Below are 17,576 nucleotides of genomic sequence, written 5' to 3' on the forward strand. Positions count from 1 at the left end.
GGCAACTGTCCCGCATTTTCATATGAAGGGTCTATTCCGGCTTCTTCTTGATCTGCCGCATCAGACCTTCCTGCGCGACACTGGCCACCAGTTTGCCATCATGGGTAAAGATGGTGCCACGGTTAAATCCGCGCGCCCCGCCCGTGAACGGGCTGTCCATCGTATAAAGATGCCAGTCGGCAAAATTCACCGGCGCGTGAAACCACATGGCATGGTCCAGACTGGCGGTCATCACCTGCCCTGTAAACCACGTCTGGCCGTGGGGGCGCAGGCTGGAGCCGAGCAGGTTCATATCCGAGGCATAGGCCATCAGGCAGTGCTGCATCTGCGGATTTGCGTCCCGCGCACCCGGCATACGGAACCACAGATGGTTGCGGTCCTCCACGACTTTGGGGGCAAACCAGTCCTGTGGTGCCACTTCGCGAATTTCGATGGGACGCGCCCGAAGAAATTCCTTGCGGTGCTTTTCGGGGACTTTGTCTTTGTTTTCCTCGCGCCATTTCGCACGGGATTCCAGTGTGTCCGGCTCTGGCACTTTTGGCATTTCATGCTGGTGATGCAGACCTTCCTCTTCCACATGGAAAGAGGCGGACATGTTCAGGATCTGCTTGCCATGCTGGATCGCAATCACCCGACGCGTGGTGAAACTGCCCCCGTCCCTTGCGCGGTCCACAGAGTAGATGACTGGAATAGACGGATCACCCGGACGGATGAAATAGGCATGAAGCGAGTGGCACAACCGCCCGTCTACAGTTTTATAAGCCGCCGCCAGCGCCTGTGCGATCACCTGCCCGCCGAAAATCCGCATGGTCGTCTCGCCGCCCGAACCGATGCCGCGAAACAGGTCCACTTCCAACTGCTCGATTTCCAGCAGGTTCAGCAACTCTGCCACAATGTCGGTCATCCGGTCTCTCTTTCTGCCGCATAGGCAATAAATCGGTCAAAGCTCTCCGGATTGGCCATGCTGTCGCGATTCACCACAGTTTCCGGATTTCCGCCTAAAAGCAGCTTTTTGACAGGAACTTCCAGCTTTTTTCCCGAAATTGTACGCGGAACCTCTGCGATCTGAATGATTTCATTGGGTTGAAACCGCGCCGAGACTCCGTTTTTAATCGCTGTGTTGATCTTTGTCTTAATGCTGTCATCCAGCGTCAGACCGTCCCGCAGCACTACAAACAGCGGCATAAAGCTCTCGCGGCCCAGAAACTCCAGATCGACGACAAGGCTGTCCATCACCTCGTCCAGCCCTTCTACCGCCTGATAGATCTCGGACGATCCCATGCGCAGGCCCTTGCGGTTTATGGTGGCATCAGAGCGTCCGTAAATCACCGACCCGCCTTGCGGCGTGATTTCAATCCAGTCACCGTGGCGCCAGACTCCGGGATAGGTATCAAAGTAACTCTCGTGCAGGCGGGATCCGTCCTCGTCGCCCCAGAAATACAGCGGCATGGAAGGCAGCGGTTCGGTGCAAACCAGCTCGCCCACCTCACCGATCACCTCGTTTCCGGCCCCGTCAAAGGCACGCACCGCATTGCCAAGGGCGCGGGCCTGCATCTCTCCGGCCCGCACCACATCCATCGGATTGCCACAGACAAATGCGCCCATCAGATCGGTGCCACCGGAAATCGGTGCAAGCCAGATGTCCTCTTTCGCTTCCCTGTAAATCCACGCGTAGGCGTCTTCGGACAAGGGCGAGCCGGTAGAACCGAGCGAGTGCAGGTTTGACAGGTCAAAATCCTTGGCAGGTGTGACACCTGCCTTGGCACAGGTTCCGAAATAGGCCGCCCCCGCACCGAAATAGTTCAGCTCTTCTTCGGCAACGAACTGCCACAAAACATTCAGATCGGGATAGTTCACCGCGCCGTCAAAAATGGACAGCGTCATCCCCTGTGCCAGTGAGAGCAGCTGCGAGTTCCACATGATCCAGCCAGAGGAAGTCAGCCAGCAGAACCGCTCTCCTGCTTTCAGATCCTGATGGAGCGATTGTTTGGCCCCTTCAACCAGCGCCCCGCCGTGACCGTGTACAATCGGTTTCGGATTGCCCGTAGTGCCGGAGGAATAAACCACCCAAAGCGGATGATCGAAAGGCACCTGTTCCGGCGCAAAACCGGCTTTGCGGTCCAACAGATCGGCCCAGTTGCGGGCCCCGTTTGGCAGCTCCCCTGCGAACGGCAGCACGATGCGATGCTCCAGCGTTGGCAGGCTTTCCGTTACGGTCGCAAGGATGCCACGGCGGTCCACGGTTTTACCCGCATGAACATATCCGTCCTGCGCAATCAACACTTTGGGCTTGATCTGGGCGAAGCGGTCCACGATGGCCACATCCCCCATATCCGGCGCGCACAGCGACCAGATCGCCCCGAGGCTTGCCGTCGCCAGAAATGCCACGACAGAGGCGGGACCATTGGGCAGAATGGCGACCACACGATCGCCCTTTTCAACGCCCATATCCTGCAGGTGCGCCGCCAGACTGGACACCTGCCCATGCAGTTCTGCCCAAGTCAGTTGCTCTGTACCAAAGGTTTCGGATCGGGCAGAAATCGCCAGCGCGTCGCCCCGCTGTGGAACATGGCGCAGGATCTGTTCCACAAAGTTCAGCCGTGCGCCTTCAAACCACTTCGCCCCCGGCATCACCCGTTTGTCCAGAACGCTGGTATAATGGGCAGAGGACTGCAGATCGAAGAACTGCCAGATGGTTTCCCAGAAATCCTCCAGCTCTGTCACGCTCCATTCCCACAGCGCGGGGTAATCCGCAAATGTCAGCCCGCGGTTTTGCTCTAGCCAGCGTATGTATTCCGCCAGACGGGAGCTTTCCGCCCGCTCTTTTGACGGGGTCCACAGGATCGGGCGTTCTTTCACCGGGGTATTCATTGCATTAAGGCTCCATGCACCAAAGATTTGAGTTGCGGGCGGGCCGGATAGGAACTGCTCGGGGAGAGTTGGGTGAAAAACACCACCGAAAGATCCAGCACCGGATCAACCCAGAAAAAAGTAGAGGCCATACCGCCCCAACTGAAATCCCCCACACTTCCCGGTGCGCGGGCGCGGGCCGGATCAAGTACGACAGCACCGCCCAGACCAAAGCCCATACCTTCCATCGGTTGTTCGGCAAAGCTGCTCGGTCCCATAGAGGCGATATCGCCCGGCAGATGATTTCGGGTCATGAAATCTACTGTTTTCGGGGACAGCAAACGGTTCCCGTTGCCTGATCCCTTGCAGCGGATCATCTCGCAGAATTTCATGTAATCGTCGATTGTCCCCACCAGACCGCCGCCGCCAGAATACGTCTCGGCCTTGCGATAGGCGCTTGTGTCGGCGTGGTCGATCAGGCGCAGTGGATTGCCGCCCTCCTTTGCTGCATTGAGCGCCATCGCATCCCCCGCCAACGGTGTGTAGAGCGAAGCAAAGCGGGATTGGGTACCTTCCGGAACGCTGAATGCAGTTTCCGTCATACCAAGGGGCGCAAAAATCTTTTCGGCAAAAAACGCGCTAAGGCTCTGCCCCGAGACCACCTCAACTACACGCCCGAGCACGTCAATGGACACGGAATATTCCCATCTGCTGCCCGGCTGGAAGGCCAGCGGCAGTTCGGCGAGCTGATCCACAACTCCTTCAAGCGGGCCTTGATCGGCGCGGAAAATCAGCCCTTTCTCTTCCATCGCAGCGGGCAGGACGCCCGGATTGAACGGATAGCTGAAGCCGCTGGTATGGGTCAGCAGTTGGTGCAGCGTGGGCGTCTGGCACGGCGTCACCTGATCAAGGTTGGTCGCCCCGTCCACCAGCGCGGTACAATCCGAAAAGGCCGGAATGAAATCGGACAATGGCGCATCCAGATGAAACAGCCCCTGTTCGGCCAGCATCATGATCGCCACGGATGTGACCGGTTTTGTCATGGAATAGATTCGCGCCAGCGTGTCCCGCTCAAACGGCAGGCCTGCCTCAATATCCCGCGCTCCGGCCGCGTTGAAATAAACCTCTTTGCCGCCCCGCGCGATCAGCAGGGAAGATCCGGCATATTTGCGCTCTGAAACGTAGCGGTCCATCCATGTGCCGATACGGCCCATCCGGTCCGGATCAAATCCTGCGGACTGAGGTGACGCGGTTTGCATGGGCATTCCTTCCAACTGCTTTGCATTTAATTGTGCAAAGCTTGCAACGGCGGAACATGCAGTTCAATGGCTATATAAAGGGTGGTTCGGAAAGACGTGACGTGACCGCAGGTTTTCCGCAAACAGGAAGCCGTTTCACCGGACTGCCCTGAAGGAGTTGACCGGAGCGCGGCACAGGCCCGCCCCGATCAGCTGGTGTTCATTAAGACGGATTATCCCGCCAGTGTGCCATCCGCATAACGCTGGCGCAGGGTTAATTTGGACACTTTGCCTGTGGCCGTCATGGGCAGGTCTTCTACAAAGATCACCTCGTCCGGCACCTGCCATTTGGCTAGGTTTTCCGACAGGTGAGACTGAATGCTCGCCACGTCTTTGGAAGAGTCCGCTGTCGGGACAACCACCAGCAACGGGCGCTCGTCCCATTTCGGATGGGGCACAGCGATCACGGCGCAATTGGCCACTTCGGGGTGGGACATCGCCATGTTTTCCACATCGATGGAGCTGATCCATTCACCACCCGATTTGATCAGGTCTTTGGCACGGTCGGTGATGGTCAACATGCCGCTGCTGGTGATTTTGGCCACATCGCCGGTGCCGAACCAACCGTCCGCATCCAGCGCGCCTTTGGTCGCCTCTTCGTTGTTGTAATAGCCGGAAACGATGGTGTTGCCCCGCACATACAGTTCGCCCTGCGCTTCGCCGTCGTGGGGCAAGCGGTTGCCGTCTTCATCCACGATTTTAAGGTCCACACCAAAGACGCGACGCCCCTGTTTCGCCTTGAGATCAATGCGTTCGCCTTGCGGCAGTTTATCCTGCGTCTTGTTCAGCAGACCAACGGTCCCGATCGGGCTCATCTCTGTCATACCCCAAGCGTGGCAAACCGAAACATCCATACCTTCAAAGGCTTCAATCATGGAACGCGGCGCGGCAGAACCGCCGATAATCACTTCCCCAAAGGCCGAAGGCTTGCCGCCCTGCGCTTTGATCTCGCCCAGAAGTCCCAACCATACGGTTGGAACCCCCCAAGCGGAGTAGACTTCTTCCTCTTGCATCAGCTTGTAAACACTTGGTCCGTCCAGCGCGGCACCCGGGAACACAAGGGAGGCACCTGTCAGCGGTGCGGCATAGGGCAGACCCCAAGCGTTGACGTGGAACAGAGGCACAACAGGCAAGATGCGCTGGCCCGGGCTGAGGCTGGTTTGCAGGGAAACGCCCGCCATCATTGCGTGCAACACGGTGGAACGGTGGCTGTAAAGCGCACCCTTCGGGTTGCCCGTGGTGCCCGAAGTGTAACACAGCGCACAGGCAGTATCTTCGGGGAAATCGGGCCATTCGTAATCCGCGTCTTCCGCCTCCACCAGTTCTTCATAGCACAGAAGGTTGGGCAGGTCGGTTTCTGGCATATGGGCACGATCTGTCATGGCCACATAGATCAGGTCTTTGGGGAGATGTTCTTTCAGGGCATTCAGGATCGGCACGAAAGTCAGGTCAACGAAAATCGCTTTGTCCTCGGCGTGGTTGACGATGTAGATCATCTGTTCCGCTGACAAGCGCGGGTTGATGGTGTGACAGACCGCACCAATACCCGCGATACCGTAATACAGTTCGAAATGGCGGTACCCGTTCCAGGCCAGAGTCGCCACACGGTCCCCCTGTTTCACGCCCAGCTTCATTAACGCTTTGGCCACCTGACGGGTGCGCCCTTCTATGGCGCGGTAGTTGGTGCGGTGGGTGCCTCCCTCTACGGTGACAGAGACAACCTCACTGTCGCCGTGGACCTCTGCCGCGAATGTCAGAATATCGTTTACCCGCATGGGGCGGTTCATCATCAAACCTTGCATGGTCGTCCTCTCCTCAGTTTGGGCCACTTTACAAATTCTGACGGGATTGTCCGATTTTTTTTAACATTATTGCGCGACGAAACGGGTGACGTTGCGACCGTTTTCCCGAGTTAATCCAATAGGTCAGCCTCTTTCTGCTACCTTGTCCGGAAATACCGTCTCTGACAGTATCAAAGCATAACCCGTGTGGAGGAACACAATGAAGAATTTCGACTTTCTATATGATTTTGCCAGCCCGAATGTCTATCTTGTCCACAAAATCATGGACCAGATCGAAGCCCGCACCGGAGCCAAGGCAAACTATATTCCGATCCTGCTGGGGGGACTGTTCAGGATCACCAACAACACACCGCCGGTTCAGGCCTTTGGCGGAGTCACCAACAAGCTGGAATACGAACGCCGTGAAATGCACCGCTTTATCGAGCGGTACGGGATACCCTTCAAATTCAACCCCCACTTTCCGGTTATGACCACTGCCGTGATGCGCGGTGCAATTTACGCACAGTCGCAGGATTACGGCCCTCGCTACATCGACGTTGTATTTGATGCGGTCTGGAAGGACGGGTTGAAAATGGATGACCCTGCGGTGATAGCAGAAACACTGACAGCGAACGGGCTGCCCGCGGCCGAGATTATTGAAGGAGCGCAAAGCCAGCCGGTCAAAGACCGTCTGTTCGAACTGACGGATCAGGCAGCAGAGCGTGGCGCCTTCGGGGCACCTACCATGTTTGTCGGGGACGAACCCTTCTTTGGAAAGGACAGTCTGCCCGATCTGGAATACTGGCTGGGCAAAGAGAACTGACAAGTCTGAACGGATAGGACCGGCGGAAGACGATCCGCCGGTCCTGTTACTTCGGGACAAAAGCCTTCGGTCGTTAGACCTCCAGCCATTCCTTGCGCACATCGTCCCGTGATTTCAGCTCTGCCGGCGTGCCCTCAAACACCACCTGCCCGTGCCCCATCACATAAACCCGATGGGCAATATCCATTGCGATGGACAGCTTTTGTTCCACCAGCAACGTCGCCACGCCGCGTGCGGCGATCTGGTTCAGCAGTTCGGCCACACGCTGGGTCATCTGTGGAGACAGGCCTTCGGTAGGTTCGTCGATCATGACAAAGTCAGGATCACCCATCAATGTGCGGCACATGGTCAACATCTGCTGTTCCCCGCCCGACATGACCGATGCCTCCACATCGGCCCGTTCCCGCAGGTTGGAAAACATTTCGAACATGTTCTCCATCGACCAGCGCCCGTCTTCATCCTTTTGCCCCGGCTTCAGGCCGAGGATCAGGTTCTGACGTGTGGTCAGCCCCGGAAAGATATCGCGGTTTTCGGGCACGTAACCGATCCCGAGGTTGGCGATTTCAAAGGCTTTCTTACCAGCAATTTCCTGCCCCTTGAAGGTGACGGAACCGTGGGGTTCCACCTCTCCCATGATGGCTTTGCATGTGGTCGAGCGCCCGACCCCGTTGCGCCCCAGAAGGGCAACAATCTCGCCCTCCTGAACATTCAGGTTCACCCCTTGCAGGATGTGGGATTTGCCATAGTAGGCGTGTAGGTCTTTTACGTCCAACATATCAGTGCTCTGCCTCCAATGCTGCGCCAAGATAGGCTTCCTGCACCGCTTGATCCGCGCGCACCGCTTCGGGTTCGCCGGTCGCTACGATTTCGCCGTAAACCAGCACGCTGATCCGGTCACACAGACCAAAGACAACACCCATGTCATGTTCCACCATGATGAGGGTTTTACCTTCTGTGACTTTTTCGATCAGCCCGACGATATAGTCGGTTTCCGTGTTGGACATCCCCGCTGTCGGTTCGTCCAGCATGATCACATCCGCCCCGCCCGCAATGGTGATGCCGATCTCCAGCGCCCGTTGCTCTGCATAGCTGAGAACGCCCGCAGGCAAGTCACGGCGACTGGAAAGATTGATCTGTTCAAGGATCTCTTCCGCCCCTTCGTTCAATGCACGGGATTTGCTGACCATGTTCCAGAAGCTGTATTTGTAGCCCATCGACCACAGCAAAGAGCATCTCACGTTTTCAAACACCGTCATGCGCGGAAAGATGTTGGTGATCTGGAAACTGCGGGACAGTCCCATCCGGTTGATTTCAAACGGGGCCTTTCCCGCCAGATCATGCCCGTGCAACCGCACATGGCCGGAGGTCTGCGGAAACCGTCCGGTGATCAGGTTGAACAGGGTGGATTTCCCCGCCCCGTTCGGACCAATGATGGCATGGCGTTCGCCCTTGCCGATAGACAGGTCCACCCCGCGAATGATCTCGGTCTTGCCAAAGGATTTGCGCAAGCCTTCAAGTTCAAGTGCAGCCGTCATTGCGCGCCTCCTTCTTTGGACGAGGTCATTACATTTGCGTTGCCCCATGTTTCACGCAGTTCCGCAGAGCTGCGTTTCGCGAGCCAGAACCCGATGACAGTTAAACCGATAATCACAATCCAAGGGATCGGACTGTGGGTCGAAAACTCGATACCGAACAGGCTCATGTCGTGCTCTCCGACCGCGGCATGTTTGAAGTGGAACATAAGCTCACAGAAACTTGCCAGCCCCAGAATGCCGATGGCCGCTGGGATCAGCGTCTTGATGTAAGGCACAACCAGCGTGCCAAGCTTCCCGAGCTTGTAAGGAACCACATGCATCATAAGAACGCCTGCCAGTCCGCCGGGGAAATACATCACCGTCAGAACGAACAGGGCACCTACATAAAGCTGCCAGAGTTCGGTTTGCAGCGACAGAACCGATTGCAGCAGGGTAAATACGATGGCACCGATGATCGGACCAAAGAAGAACCCGACGCCGCCCAGAAAGGTGATCAACAGGATCGAACCGGAGGTGACGAGGTTGAGGTTCTCTTCCGTCAGGATTTCAAAGTTGATCGCGAAAAGACCACCTGCAACACCGGCAAAGAAGCCCGAGGCGCAGAAAGAATAGAACCGCACCCAACGGGCCGAATAGCCAAGGAACTGCGCCCGTTCCGGGTTGTCGCGCACCGCATTCGCCATCCGCCCCACAGGGGTTCTGGAAAACAGGTACATAAGCAACGCCGACAGGACGAGCCAACCGGCGGTCAGGTAGTAAACCTCGATCTTGGTCAGGAACTCGTAGCCGAAGACCGGCAGGCCATAGGTCCGGTCACCGCTTACCCCTTCCTCGCCGCCAAAGAAGGCGACAACGATAACAGAGCTGGCCGCGATCAGTTCGCCAATACCCAAAGAGATCATGGCAAAAACAGTACCGGCGGTTCGGGTTGAAAACGATCCGATGATCGTCGCCATGCCCATGCCGAACAAGCCGCCAATAACCGGCAACAGTGGCAGGGGCAGCGGAATATTTTCATATTCCACCCAGTTCATCACGTGCATACACATGAAACCGCCCATACCCATGTATACCGCATGGCCGAAGGACAGCATGCCCCCCTGCCCGAGCAGCATATTATAGGCCAGCGCAAAAACGATAGTGATCGCCATCTGGTTCATAATCGTCAGAGCAGAGTTCGACTGGAACACATAGGGCAGGACCAGCAGAATTGCCGTGCAGATGACCCAAGGGGCTACCGTACCCGTGCTTAACCCGCCGTAGGACCTTTTCTTTGCCATTATAGAGCTTGTATCTGTCATGCGTCACGCTTTCCGAACAGGCCATAGGGGCGGAATACCAAGATCACGACCATCAGCAGATAAGGCAGGATCGGACCGATTTGCGGCAGGGTCAGTGTCCAGATGTCCCGCAAGGCGTGTTCCGACATCTCTTCGGGCATTTCAAAGCCGACAGCCATCAGGATATCCGCCATCGCAACGTTGTAAGAGGCGGCAAATGTGGTCATCCAGCCGATCAGCAGGGACGCGACGAGCGCTCCCCAGAGCGAGCCGAGACCGCCAATAACAATGGTCACAAACACGATAGAGCCGAGCAGGAAGGCCATCCCCGGGAATGTCCCGAGTTGCGGTCCAGCGATCACGCCGGCCAGACCGGCCAGTGCAGTCCCCACACCGAATACCCCCATAAAGATAAACGGAACATTGTGGCCCAGAGCCTCAACCGTGCGCGGATAGCTCAGAGCGGCCTGAATAATCATACCAACCCGCGTTTTCGTCAGCACGTAGAGCAGACACAGGAAGATCAGCACGGAAATTGCGATCATAAAGACCTTATAGGCCTGAATTTCGTTTGTTCCGATGGAGAACAGCGCGAATTGCAGGACTTCGGGCGCATCATAGGGAACCTGGTTCTTACCCCAGAAGAACTGGACGATTTCCTCGATCAGCAGGGCGAGACCGAATGTAAAGATCAGTTCTGGCACATGGCCGTACTGGTGTACCTTACGCAGCCCGAACCTCTCGATCGCGGCTCCCGCGACACCGACGATGATCGGCGCAAGGATCAGCCCCGGCCAGAAGCCCATGTAGCGGCTGATTTGATAAGCGAAGTAAGCGCCCAGCATATAAAAACTGGCATGGGCGAAGTTCAGCACACCCATCATTGAAAAGATCAACGTCAACCCGCTGGAAAGCATAAACAGAAGCAATCCATACACGAGACCGTCAATCAGGATAACGAGAACAAGTTCCATCGTGTCCCAACCCTAACGATTTTTGAATTTTTGACAAAAAAGGCCCGCTTCAGGAAACCGAAGCGGGCCGCAAAGCACAGCCTTTACGGGCGCTTCATTTTGCAGGTCGTCGGGCTGTCCATGCCAGCCATCTCGACTTCGCTTACCAGTTTCATACCCCAGTCGGAGGCGTCCATGAAGAATTGGATACCTTCGCTGGTATGCTCTTGGATGTCGACGTTCTGAATGATCTGGTGGTCGTCAGGGCGCATGTAGAGTTTGCCACCCCAGATGCTGTCATGTTCCATCCCTTCCAGAGCCTGGGCCACTTTAACAACATCAGTTGCGGTACCGGCTTCATTGATCGCTTTCGCAAGCATCTCAATCGTATTCGCGATACGGGGCTGGGTGATATCGTGGTCAGGGTATTTGGCTTCAAACCCTTCCACATAAGCCGCAGTCCGGTCCGAAGCAGGCGGGTTCACAGCGCCCTCACTCACCAGATAGATGTGGCCTGTACCCTGTTCGCCAAAGGTGCGGGTAATGCCGTTGGAGGCCGCATAGTAAGTGTAGATCGGGCCGTCGAAACCGGCGTCGATGATTGCCTTACCCAGACCAACCATATCCGCACCCCAGTTGCCTGTAATCACGGCGTCGGCACCGGAAGAAACGATCTTGCGAGCATAAGGTGTGAAGTCTTTCACCTTACCAATCGGGTGCAATTCGTTTCCGACGATCTCTACGTCGGGACGTTTTGCTTCAAGGTTGCTGACAGCAGCCGCAGCCACGGATTTACCGAAGGAATAGTCTTGGCCGATCACGTAGACCTTCTTGAGGTTTTCGTCCTTTGCCATAACATCTGTAAGCGCATCCATCTTGATGTCTGCGTTGGCATCAAACCGGAAGTGCCAGAAGTTACAGGCATCGTTGGTCAGCGCCGGATCGACAGCGGCATAGTTCAGAAACAGCACACGGTCGTCGGGGTTGCGGCGGTTGTGCTTGTTCACAGCGTCAGTGATCGCGTGCGCAATCCCCGAAGAGTTCCCCTGCGCAATATAACGGATGCCCTGGTCGATCGCGACCTGCACCTGAATAAGAGATTCTTTCGGGCTCATCTTATTGTCGAAGCCGACAATCTCGAACATGTCTCCGCCCAGAACACCGCCCTGTTCATTTACCAGCTTTTCAGCAGCATATTGAAATTCGGCATACCCGTTGGTCCCTGTTGGCGAGAACGGTCCGGACAGCGGATCAACGAAAGCAATCTTTACGGTATCCGCAAAAGCTACAGACGCGCCCAAGCTGACGGCCAGTGCCGTGGCCATGCCTAATTTGGTTTTCTTGATCATTATTATTCCTCCCAGAATGAATATCGTCCTGCGCTCAAGGCGCGGCTGATATACCTGAAAGACTTACACACTCTGGTGATAAGTCAAGTATTTCACCAGCTCGTAACGTTGGGTCACATTGGGTCTTTCGCCGAACTGCAACGTCATTACATTTAATACTTTTTCGACGGACGTGTTTCTGTTTCACTCACTCGAGCGTGTGGGAGCGCGGCATCTGGGAGGAATGCAATGGATCGGTTACATCAGGTTCTGGAGGGGAAACCCGCCAGTGCAAAAGCGCTTGTGGATTTTGACGGCACTGCGTTTTCGTGTGGCGAATTGCAGATGGAATCCGCAGCGCTGGCACAAATTTTGCAGAACCACGGGGTGCGCGGTGGAGACCGAGTTGTACTGGTTGCCGAGAACTCAGTTCTCTACGCGGCTATGGTGTTTGCGGCCAGCCGGTTGAATGCGTGGCTGGTGTTAGTAAACGCCAGACAATCCGCCGAAGAAATTGCCGCGATAGCATCCCATGCCTCCCCGCGTTGTGTGGTTTTCACCCACAGTGCCTCTGAACCGGCCCGCGCCCATGCAAAGCGGATGGAGGCGGATAAGATCGGTGCGCTCGCCTGCGGTCCGGTTTATGCCACAAAGGTTAAGGAAACCGAAACGGAGCCGGTCAGTGCGGGAAGCGATCAGGTTGCGGTTCTCTTGTACACTACCGGCACGACCAGTGCGCCCAAAGGCGTTATGCTAACCCATAACAACCTGCTGTTCAGCGCAGGGAACTCTGCCCGCTTTCACGGTTTGACACCGGACGACTGCGTGGTTGGTGTTCTCCCCGGAACTCATATTTACGCGCTGGCCTCGGTTTTTCTGCCCGCCATGATCGCCGGGGCCACGCTCCATCTGTTCGCGCGATTTGACACGCTGGCTGTACTTGCGCTGCTGCGGGACGGGGCCACCCGTTTCCCTGCGGTGCCCCAGATGATGGCGGCGATCATGCAGCATTTGCACGAAGCCGGTGAAGAACTGAATGCCCCTGCCCTGATCAGCATGATGACCGGCGGCGCCCCCCTTGATCCCGGATTGAAAGCGCGGGCGGAAAAGGTCTTTGGCATACCGCTTAACAACGGTTACGGCATGACAGAGACCTCGCCTTCCATCGCGGCCACTCACAACGACAGCCCCCGAGACGATGTGGGTGTCGGAAAGCCTTACGACTGGATCGATGTGCGGCTGTGGGACAAAAACGAAGATGGCATCGGTGAAATACAAGTGCGGGGCGAAAACGTGATGAAAGGCTACTATCGCGATCCCGAGCGCACGGCCGAAGCGATGACCGACGACGGTTTTTTCCGCACCGGCGATCTGGGCCGGTTTGACGAAGGCGGCGGGCTGCATATCGTGGGCCGTCTGAAGGAACTGATCATCCGCTCCGGCTTCAACGTCCACCCCCCGGAAATAGAGGCGATGCTGTCCAGACATCCCGATGTGTTTCAGGCCGCTGTTGTAGGACGCATGGTACAGGGCGACGAGGAAATTCTTGCCTTCGTGAAAGGCACGGACAGGCTGGACGAAGAAACCTTGAAACGCTGGCTGCGGGAACGGCTGGTGGCCTACAAGGTTCCGAGCCATATCTTCATTGTTGATGATTATCCTGCCGCCGCGACCGGAAAGATATTCAAACACAAATTGTTAACGCATTTCGCAGACAGGATTGCAGAGAAGGACGCTGCAAAAGCGTAGCCCTATCGGCTGCGATAACGGAAGGTGCCTGTGGCCTTGGCGATCAGCTCTCCGGTTTCATCGCTGAGTTCTGCATCAGCAAAATAGGTTTTTCGTCCGCCCCCCGTGCGCCAGCCTTTGGCGATCAGCAGCTTGCCTTTCGGGCGCGACAGATATTGCACCGTCATCGACAGGGTCATCACCAGTTGTGGCGCATCGGGATCGCCAGTGTAGCTTCCGGCAAACCCCATAGCGGTATCGAGCAGACTGGCGTGTACCCCGCCATGAGGCAGCCCGTAGCGATTGCCGTGCTTGGTTTCGAGCGGCATTTCTATCGTAGCTTCACCCTCGGCCCAAGCGGTTACACTATAACCGAGAAGCTTTTGATATTCATAAGGTTCTTCAAAAAGATCGGATCCGTCATTCATCGCCGGTTCATCCCTAAAAGCTCTGCCGATTTGACTAGCATCGGCCCGTAGACCGTCTCCAGTTCATCGGGTTTGACATGAAAGGACGGTCCGCCGACATTCAATCCGAACACACGTCCGTCCAGCCCGCGCACGGGCACAGCCACGCCATTCACATCAGGACGCCAGTCACCGAAACCGGAACAGAAACCGACTTTTTCGTACTGGTTTTTCGCCTCCGCGTAGCTCGCTTTTTGCTCCGCTACTAGATCGGGCAGAAACTCGGCACCGCAGGCAAAAGCAGCTTCGAGTCCGGCTTCGTCCAGCCCGACCAGGATAGCCCGCCCGATGGCCGAAAAGAACAGTGGCAGCCGTGATCCGATCGAAAGCCGCAAGGACACATCTTCGCAAGACCGCTCCACCGCGATGTAGATCGCGTCGGTCAAATGACGTTCCGCCAGCGCACAGGTGATATAGCTGTTCGGCCCGTCCCGCAGGCGCAGCATCTCTTCCTTCGCACGCTCGGCAATTTCCATGCCGGACAAAACGCCAAAGCCAAGCGACAGCACCCCTGCTCCTAACCGGTAGCCCCCCGATTTTTCATCCAGCGACAGGTAATCAAGACGGCACAGGGTATAGATCAGGCGGGACACGGTGGGTTTTGGCAACCCCGTGCGTTTGGCGATGTCTGTATTGGTCAGGACCGATTCATTTGGCCGGAAACAGCGCAACACATCCAGCCCGCGGGCCAGCGCGGTGATGAAATTGCGGTCCTTATCCTCGTCGAGGTCCGGAATGACATGAATCTCGGCCATTTACTTTATCCCTGCTCAAGCGCCTTCAGACCGGCGTTGGCAAAGACCGGCACATATTGCCCCATCTGTTTGCCGCGCTCCGGATTAGACGCATTCCCGTCCAGCGCACGTTTCAGAACTCCCTGAATAATCGCCGCCATCCGGAAGAAATTGAATGCCAGATAAAAGCCGAAATTGTCAATCGGACCGATGCCGCGACGTTCGCAGTAACGGGCGATAAATTCGGCGTCTGTCGGCAAACCAAGAGCGGCGCGGTCCACGCCGGCAAGACCGCGGCCTTCCGTTGTCGCAGGCATCTGCCATTGCATGATCACCGCCGCCAGATCCGCATAGGGATGGCCGATGGTGGAAAGTTCCCAGTCAAGCACGGCCAGACACAGCGGCCCGTCTTTCTCGAACATCATATTGTCAATCCGGTAATCCCCGTGAACCAATGTGCGCTGGCCGTCATCCGCCGGTGTCTGCTCAACCAGAAGCTCCATCAGACGATCCATATCGGCAACCGTTTCGGTTTCCGATGCACGGTATTGTTTGGACCAGCGGCCAATCTGGCGTTCGTAATAATTACCGGGCGGGCCGAAATCCGACAGGCCCACGGCATCAATATCCACATCGTGCAGGGCGGCCAGCACGCGGTTCATATCGTCAATCACGCCGCTGCGCATGGCGTTGTCCTGATCCGGCATGGTGGGCAGCGTATGATTGCGCCCGTCCACATGGTCCATCACGTAGAACATAGACCCGATTACGCTGTCATCCTCGCAAAGGTGGTGCATTCTGGCCACCGGTACATCCGTATTTGCCAGCGCGGACTGCACACGGAATTCACGGTCCACCGCATGGGCCGATTTCAGCAACATTCCGGGTGGCTTGCGCCGCAGCACGAAATTGCGGGTGGGCGTTCTCAGCAGGAAAGTCGGATTGGACTGGCCGACCTGAAATTTTTCAACCTCCAGCGGGCCTTCAAACCCGTCGATCTTATCCGAAAGATAGTCCGCGACGACGGCGGCATCCAGCGTTTGTGTATCACTCATGGCATCCCCTAACTGTAGGTCAGCATCTCTGCGAATTCCGGAGAATCCAGATGCGGTGTGGCGTTGAATTCATGCAAGAACCGTTTCTTGCCAGAGAAGATAATCTTGGTCATCGAGGTGTTTTTGACTTGCAGGTTCAGGGTCATCATCATTTTGGGCGCCGCCCCTACAACAGAGGCTACAGTCTGTCCGATTACGCCGCCGGAACTGACGACCAGAACCCGCTCTGCGCCTTCACGGGTTGCAGTTGCCAGCGCATCTTCGGTCCGTGTGGTAAAATCGAGCCAGCTTTCGGAAGCGCCCGCAAGGCCGCCGTCCTGCCATTCAAAGATGGTCTCGCGCAGGGTGCGGAAATGGGTCTTGCGATCCCCCATAACCAGATCAGGCACTTCCCCGTTGTAGCGCGTGTGCAGCAAGTTGTGGAAGTCGTATTCGTTAAAGCCTGCGTGTATCTCGGGGTTGTCGTAACCCATCGAATTCAGGGTTTCCAACTGGCGCACGAGAGAGCCGACCACGATGCGGTCCGGCACCCACCCCCGCGCACGCAGCAGGGCACCCGCAAGGCGGGACTGTTCGTGGCCTGCGGGGGACAGACGGTCATAATTGTCTGCCCCGAAAGACGCCTGCCCGTGCCGGATAACGATCAGTTCCGCCATTCCGGTTAACCGGCTTCGCCGGAAAGACGCGCCATAGTTGCGTGGTATTCGCTGGCAATCCGATCCACCAGTTGCGCTGCAGGCTGCACGGCGTTAATCGCACCGATCCCCTGCCCTGCACCCCAGATTTCCTTCCACGCCTTTGGTTTGGAAGATCCGGACCCGAAGTTCATTGATGAAGCATCGGCTGACGGCAGGTTGTCGGGATCCATGCCTGCTGCCTCAATCGACGGACGCAGGTAGTTGCCGGAAACGCCGGTAAACAGGCTGGAAGTCACGATATCGGCGGCAGAGCCGTTGACGATAGCATCCTTGTAACCCTGTACGGCATTTGCTTCTTCGGTTGCGATAAACGGCGACCCGATATAGCCGAGATCTGCCCCCATTGCCCGCGCAGCAGCAATCGCACTGCCTGTGGAGATGGAACCGGACAGCAGCAGCGGACCGTCAAACCAGCTGCGAATTTCCTGAATAAGCGCAAACGGCGATTGCGGACCGGCATGGCCACCGGCACCCGCGGCAACCGCGATCAGGCCGTCAGCGCCTTTTTCAATCGCCTTTTTGGCGAATTTATTGTTGATGATGTCGTGCAGCGTGATGCCACCACAGGAATGAGCAGCTTCGTTCACTTCTACCCGTGCCCCAAGCGAGGTAATCCAGACCGGAACTTCATGTTTGACGCAGATTTCTATGTCCCGATCCAGACGACCATTAGAGCGGTGCACAATCTGGTTCACCGCATAGGGCGCAGCAGGTGTGTCCGGGTTGGCCTGATTGTGGCGGTCCAGTTCTTCCTTGATCTGGGTCAGCCATGTGTCGAGCAGCGGATGCTCTCCGTCTGCTTCACGGGCGTTGAGTGCTGGAAAGGAACCGATGATCCCCGCCTTACACTGGGCAATGACCAGAGCAGGCACAGAAATGATGAACATCGGGGAGGCAACGGCGGGGATGCGCAGCCCCTGCAGGGCTTTGGGCAGGTGGGACTCGGCGTGGGTTGCGTTCCAGGGACGGGACATGAAGGCGATCCTTAACAGGTTATACAGTTGACTGAAAACACGCCGGAACCTCCGGCGCGTTTCATTATTTCT

Annotated in this window: 16 protein-coding genes; 2 read left to right on the forward strand and 14 right to left on the reverse strand. The window is 56.7% G+C overall.

Annotated elements, in window-relative coordinates; all coding sequences use genetic code 11:
- Positions 1–31: 31 nt before the first annotated feature.
- From C0U40_RS17285 to C0U40_RS17300, 4 genes are all read right to left on the reverse strand, one after another.
- On the reverse strand, positions 32–904 hold the full coding sequence (locus tag C0U40_RS17285; RefSeq protein WP_101657052.1) for an acyl-CoA thioesterase: 873 nt from the start codon (positions 902–904) through the stop codon (positions 32–34).
- Positions 901–2,871, reverse strand: a complete 1,971-nt coding sequence (locus tag C0U40_RS17290) for an acetoacetate--CoA ligase (RefSeq protein WP_101657053.1) — start codon at positions 2,869–2,871, stop codon at positions 901–903. Before C0U40_RS17290 ends, C0U40_RS17285 begins: the two co-directional genes overlap by 4 nt.
- Entirely contained in the window at positions 2,868–4,109 is a 1,242-nt protein-coding gene (locus C0U40_RS17295) for a serine hydrolase domain-containing protein (RefSeq protein ID WP_286135074.1), read from the reverse strand. Before C0U40_RS17295 ends, C0U40_RS17290 begins: the two co-directional genes overlap by 4 nt.
- A 212-nt stretch (positions 4,110–4,321) precedes the next feature.
- Positions 4,322–5,950, reverse strand: coding sequence for a long-chain fatty acid--CoA ligase (locus C0U40_RS17300; protein ID WP_101657054.1), 1,629 nt, complete (start codon positions 5,948–5,950; stop codon positions 4,322–4,324).
- Positions 5,951–6,149: 199 nt separating this feature from the next.
- Here C0U40_RS17300 and C0U40_RS17305 point away from each other — a divergent pair, with 199 nt between their 5' ends.
- A complete protein-coding gene (locus tag C0U40_RS17305) occupies positions 6,150–6,752 on the forward strand; it encodes a 2-hydroxychromene-2-carboxylate isomerase (RefSeq protein WP_101657055.1) in 603 nt (200 codons plus the stop codon).
- Between the two features lie 73 nt (positions 6,753–6,825).
- Here C0U40_RS17305 and C0U40_RS17310 read toward each other — a convergent pair whose 3' ends face one another.
- The 5 genes from C0U40_RS17310 to C0U40_RS17330 all read right to left on the reverse strand — a co-directional run bounded on the left by C0U40_RS17310 (position 6,826) and on the right by C0U40_RS17330 (position 11,869).
- Complete coding sequence (locus C0U40_RS17310) at positions 6,826–7,527, reverse strand: ABC transporter ATP-binding protein (protein WP_101657056.1); 702 nt, start codon at positions 7,525–7,527, stop codon at positions 6,826–6,828.
- A 1-nt stretch (position 7,528) separates the two neighbouring features.
- Complete coding sequence (locus C0U40_RS17315; protein WP_101657057.1) at positions 7,529–8,287, reverse strand: ABC transporter ATP-binding protein; 759 nt, start codon at positions 8,285–8,287, stop codon at positions 7,529–7,531.
- Positions 8,284–9,588: a branched-chain amino acid ABC transporter permease gene (locus tag C0U40_RS17320; RefSeq protein WP_101657058.1), complete on the reverse strand. Its 1,305-nt coding sequence runs from the start codon at positions 9,586–9,588 to the stop codon at positions 8,284–8,286. Before C0U40_RS17320 ends, C0U40_RS17315 begins: the two co-directional genes overlap by 4 nt.
- Positions 9,585–10,541, reverse strand: coding sequence for a branched-chain amino acid ABC transporter permease (locus C0U40_RS17325; protein ID WP_101657059.1), 957 nt, complete (start codon positions 10,539–10,541; stop codon positions 9,585–9,587). The genes C0U40_RS17320 and C0U40_RS17325 overlap by 4 nt, the downstream gene beginning before the upstream one ends.
- 83 nt (positions 10,542–10,624) lie before the next feature.
- Positions 10,625–11,869 carry a branched-chain amino acid ABC transporter substrate-binding protein gene (locus tag C0U40_RS17330; RefSeq protein WP_101657060.1) on the reverse strand — a complete coding sequence of 415 codons (1,245 nt, stop codon included), beginning with the start codon at positions 11,867–11,869 and terminating at the stop codon, positions 10,625–10,627.
- Positions 11,870–12,097: 228 nt separating this feature from the next.
- Here C0U40_RS17330 and C0U40_RS17335 point away from each other — a divergent pair, with 228 nt between their 5' ends.
- Positions 12,098–13,597, forward strand: a complete 1,500-nt coding sequence (locus tag C0U40_RS17335; RefSeq protein WP_101657061.1) for a class I adenylate-forming enzyme family protein — start codon at positions 12,098–12,100, stop codon at positions 13,595–13,597.
- Positions 13,598–13,599: 2 nt separating this feature from the next.
- Here C0U40_RS17335 and C0U40_RS17340 read toward each other — a convergent pair whose 3' ends face one another.
- From C0U40_RS17340 to C0U40_RS17360, 5 genes are read right to left on the reverse strand one after another with little or no spacing between them, the layout of a single operon-like run.
- Positions 13,600–14,004: a PaaI family thioesterase gene (locus C0U40_RS17340; RefSeq protein ID WP_101657062.1), complete on the reverse strand. Its 405-nt coding sequence runs from the start codon at positions 14,002–14,004 to the stop codon at positions 13,600–13,602.
- Positions 14,001–14,798 (reverse strand): IclR family transcriptional regulator, encoded by a 798-nt coding sequence (locus C0U40_RS17345; protein ID WP_101657063.1) that lies wholly within the window; start codon positions 14,796–14,798, stop codon positions 14,001–14,003. Before C0U40_RS17345 ends, C0U40_RS17340 begins: the two co-directional genes overlap by 4 nt.
- 5 nt (positions 14,799–14,803) lie before the next feature.
- Positions 14,804–15,832, reverse strand: a complete 1,029-nt coding sequence (locus C0U40_RS17350) for a phosphotransferase family protein (RefSeq protein ID WP_101657064.1) — start codon at positions 15,830–15,832, stop codon at positions 14,804–14,806.
- 8 nt (positions 15,833–15,840) lie between these two features.
- Positions 15,841–16,488 (reverse strand): histidine phosphatase family protein, encoded by a 648-nt coding sequence (locus C0U40_RS17355; protein WP_101657065.1) that lies wholly within the window; start codon positions 16,486–16,488, stop codon positions 15,841–15,843.
- Between the two features lie 5 nt (positions 16,489–16,493).
- The gene (locus C0U40_RS17360) at positions 16,494–17,504 is read right to left on the reverse strand and encodes an NAD(P)H-dependent flavin oxidoreductase (protein ID WP_101657066.1); all 1,011 of its coding nucleotides are present in this window, start codon (positions 17,502–17,504) and stop codon (positions 16,494–16,496) included.
- Positions 17,505–17,576 lie beyond the last annotated feature (72 nt).

This window comes from Neptunicoccus cionae (assembly GCF_002860325.1).
Lineage (GTDB): Bacteria > Pseudomonadota > Alphaproteobacteria > Rhodobacterales > Rhodobacteraceae > Amylibacter > Amylibacter lutimaris.

What these genes read in the sequence shown, in the direction of transcription:
- C0U40_RS17285 (WP_101657052.1), bottom strand. Translation starts at nt 904, where the DNA reads ATGACCGACATTGTGGCAGAGTTGCTGAACCTGCTGGAAATCGAGCAG.
- C0U40_RS17290 (WP_101657053.1), bottom strand. Translation starts at nt 2,871, where the DNA reads ATGAATACCCCGGTGAAAGAACGCCCGATCCTGTGGACCCCGTCAAAA.
- C0U40_RS17295 (WP_286135074.1), bottom strand. Translation starts at nt 4,109, where the DNA reads ATGCAAACCGCGTCACCTCAGTCCGCAGGATTTGATCCGGACCGGATG.
- C0U40_RS17300 (WP_101657054.1), bottom strand. Translation starts at nt 5,950, where the DNA reads ATGCAAGGTTTGATGATGAACCGCCCCATGCGGGTAAACGATATTCTG.
- C0U40_RS17305 (WP_101657055.1), top strand. Translation starts at nt 6,150, where the DNA reads ATGAAGAATTTCGACTTTCTATATGATTTTGCCAGCCCGAATGTCTAT.
- C0U40_RS17310 (WP_101657056.1), bottom strand. Translation starts at nt 7,527, where the DNA reads ATGTTGGACGTAAAAGACCTACACGCCTACTATGGCAAATCCCACATC.
- C0U40_RS17315 (WP_101657057.1), bottom strand. Translation starts at nt 8,287, where the DNA reads ATGACGGCTGCACTTGAACTTGAAGGCTTGCGCAAATCCTTTGGCAAG.
- C0U40_RS17320 (WP_101657058.1), bottom strand. Translation starts at nt 9,588, where the DNA reads ATGACAGATACAAGCTCTATAATGGCAAAGAAAAGGTCCTACGGCGGG.
- C0U40_RS17325 (WP_101657059.1), bottom strand. Translation starts at nt 10,541, where the DNA reads ATGGAACTTGTTCTCGTTATCCTGATTGACGGTCTCGTGTATGGATTG.
- C0U40_RS17330 (WP_101657060.1), bottom strand. Translation starts at nt 11,869, where the DNA reads ATGATCAAGAAAACCAAATTAGGCATGGCCACGGCACTGGCCGTCAGC.
- C0U40_RS17335 (WP_101657061.1), top strand. Translation starts at nt 12,098, where the DNA reads ATGGATCGGTTACATCAGGTTCTGGAGGGGAAACCCGCCAGTGCAAAA.
- C0U40_RS17340 (WP_101657062.1), bottom strand. Translation starts at nt 14,004, where the DNA reads ATGAATGACGGATCCGATCTTTTTGAAGAACCTTATGAATATCAAAAG.
- C0U40_RS17345 (WP_101657063.1), bottom strand. Translation starts at nt 14,798, where the DNA reads ATGGCCGAGATTCATGTCATTCCGGACCTCGACGAGGATAAGGACCGC.
- C0U40_RS17350 (WP_101657064.1), bottom strand. Translation starts at nt 15,832, where the DNA reads ATGAGTGATACACAAACGCTGGATGCCGCCGTCGTCGCGGACTATCTT.
- C0U40_RS17355 (WP_101657065.1), bottom strand. Translation starts at nt 16,488, where the DNA reads ATGGCGGAACTGATCGTTATCCGGCACGGGCAGGCGTCTTTCGGGGCA.
- C0U40_RS17360 (WP_101657066.1), bottom strand. Translation starts at nt 17,504, where the DNA reads ATGTCCCGTCCCTGGAACGCAACCCACGCCGAGTCCCACCTGCCCAAA.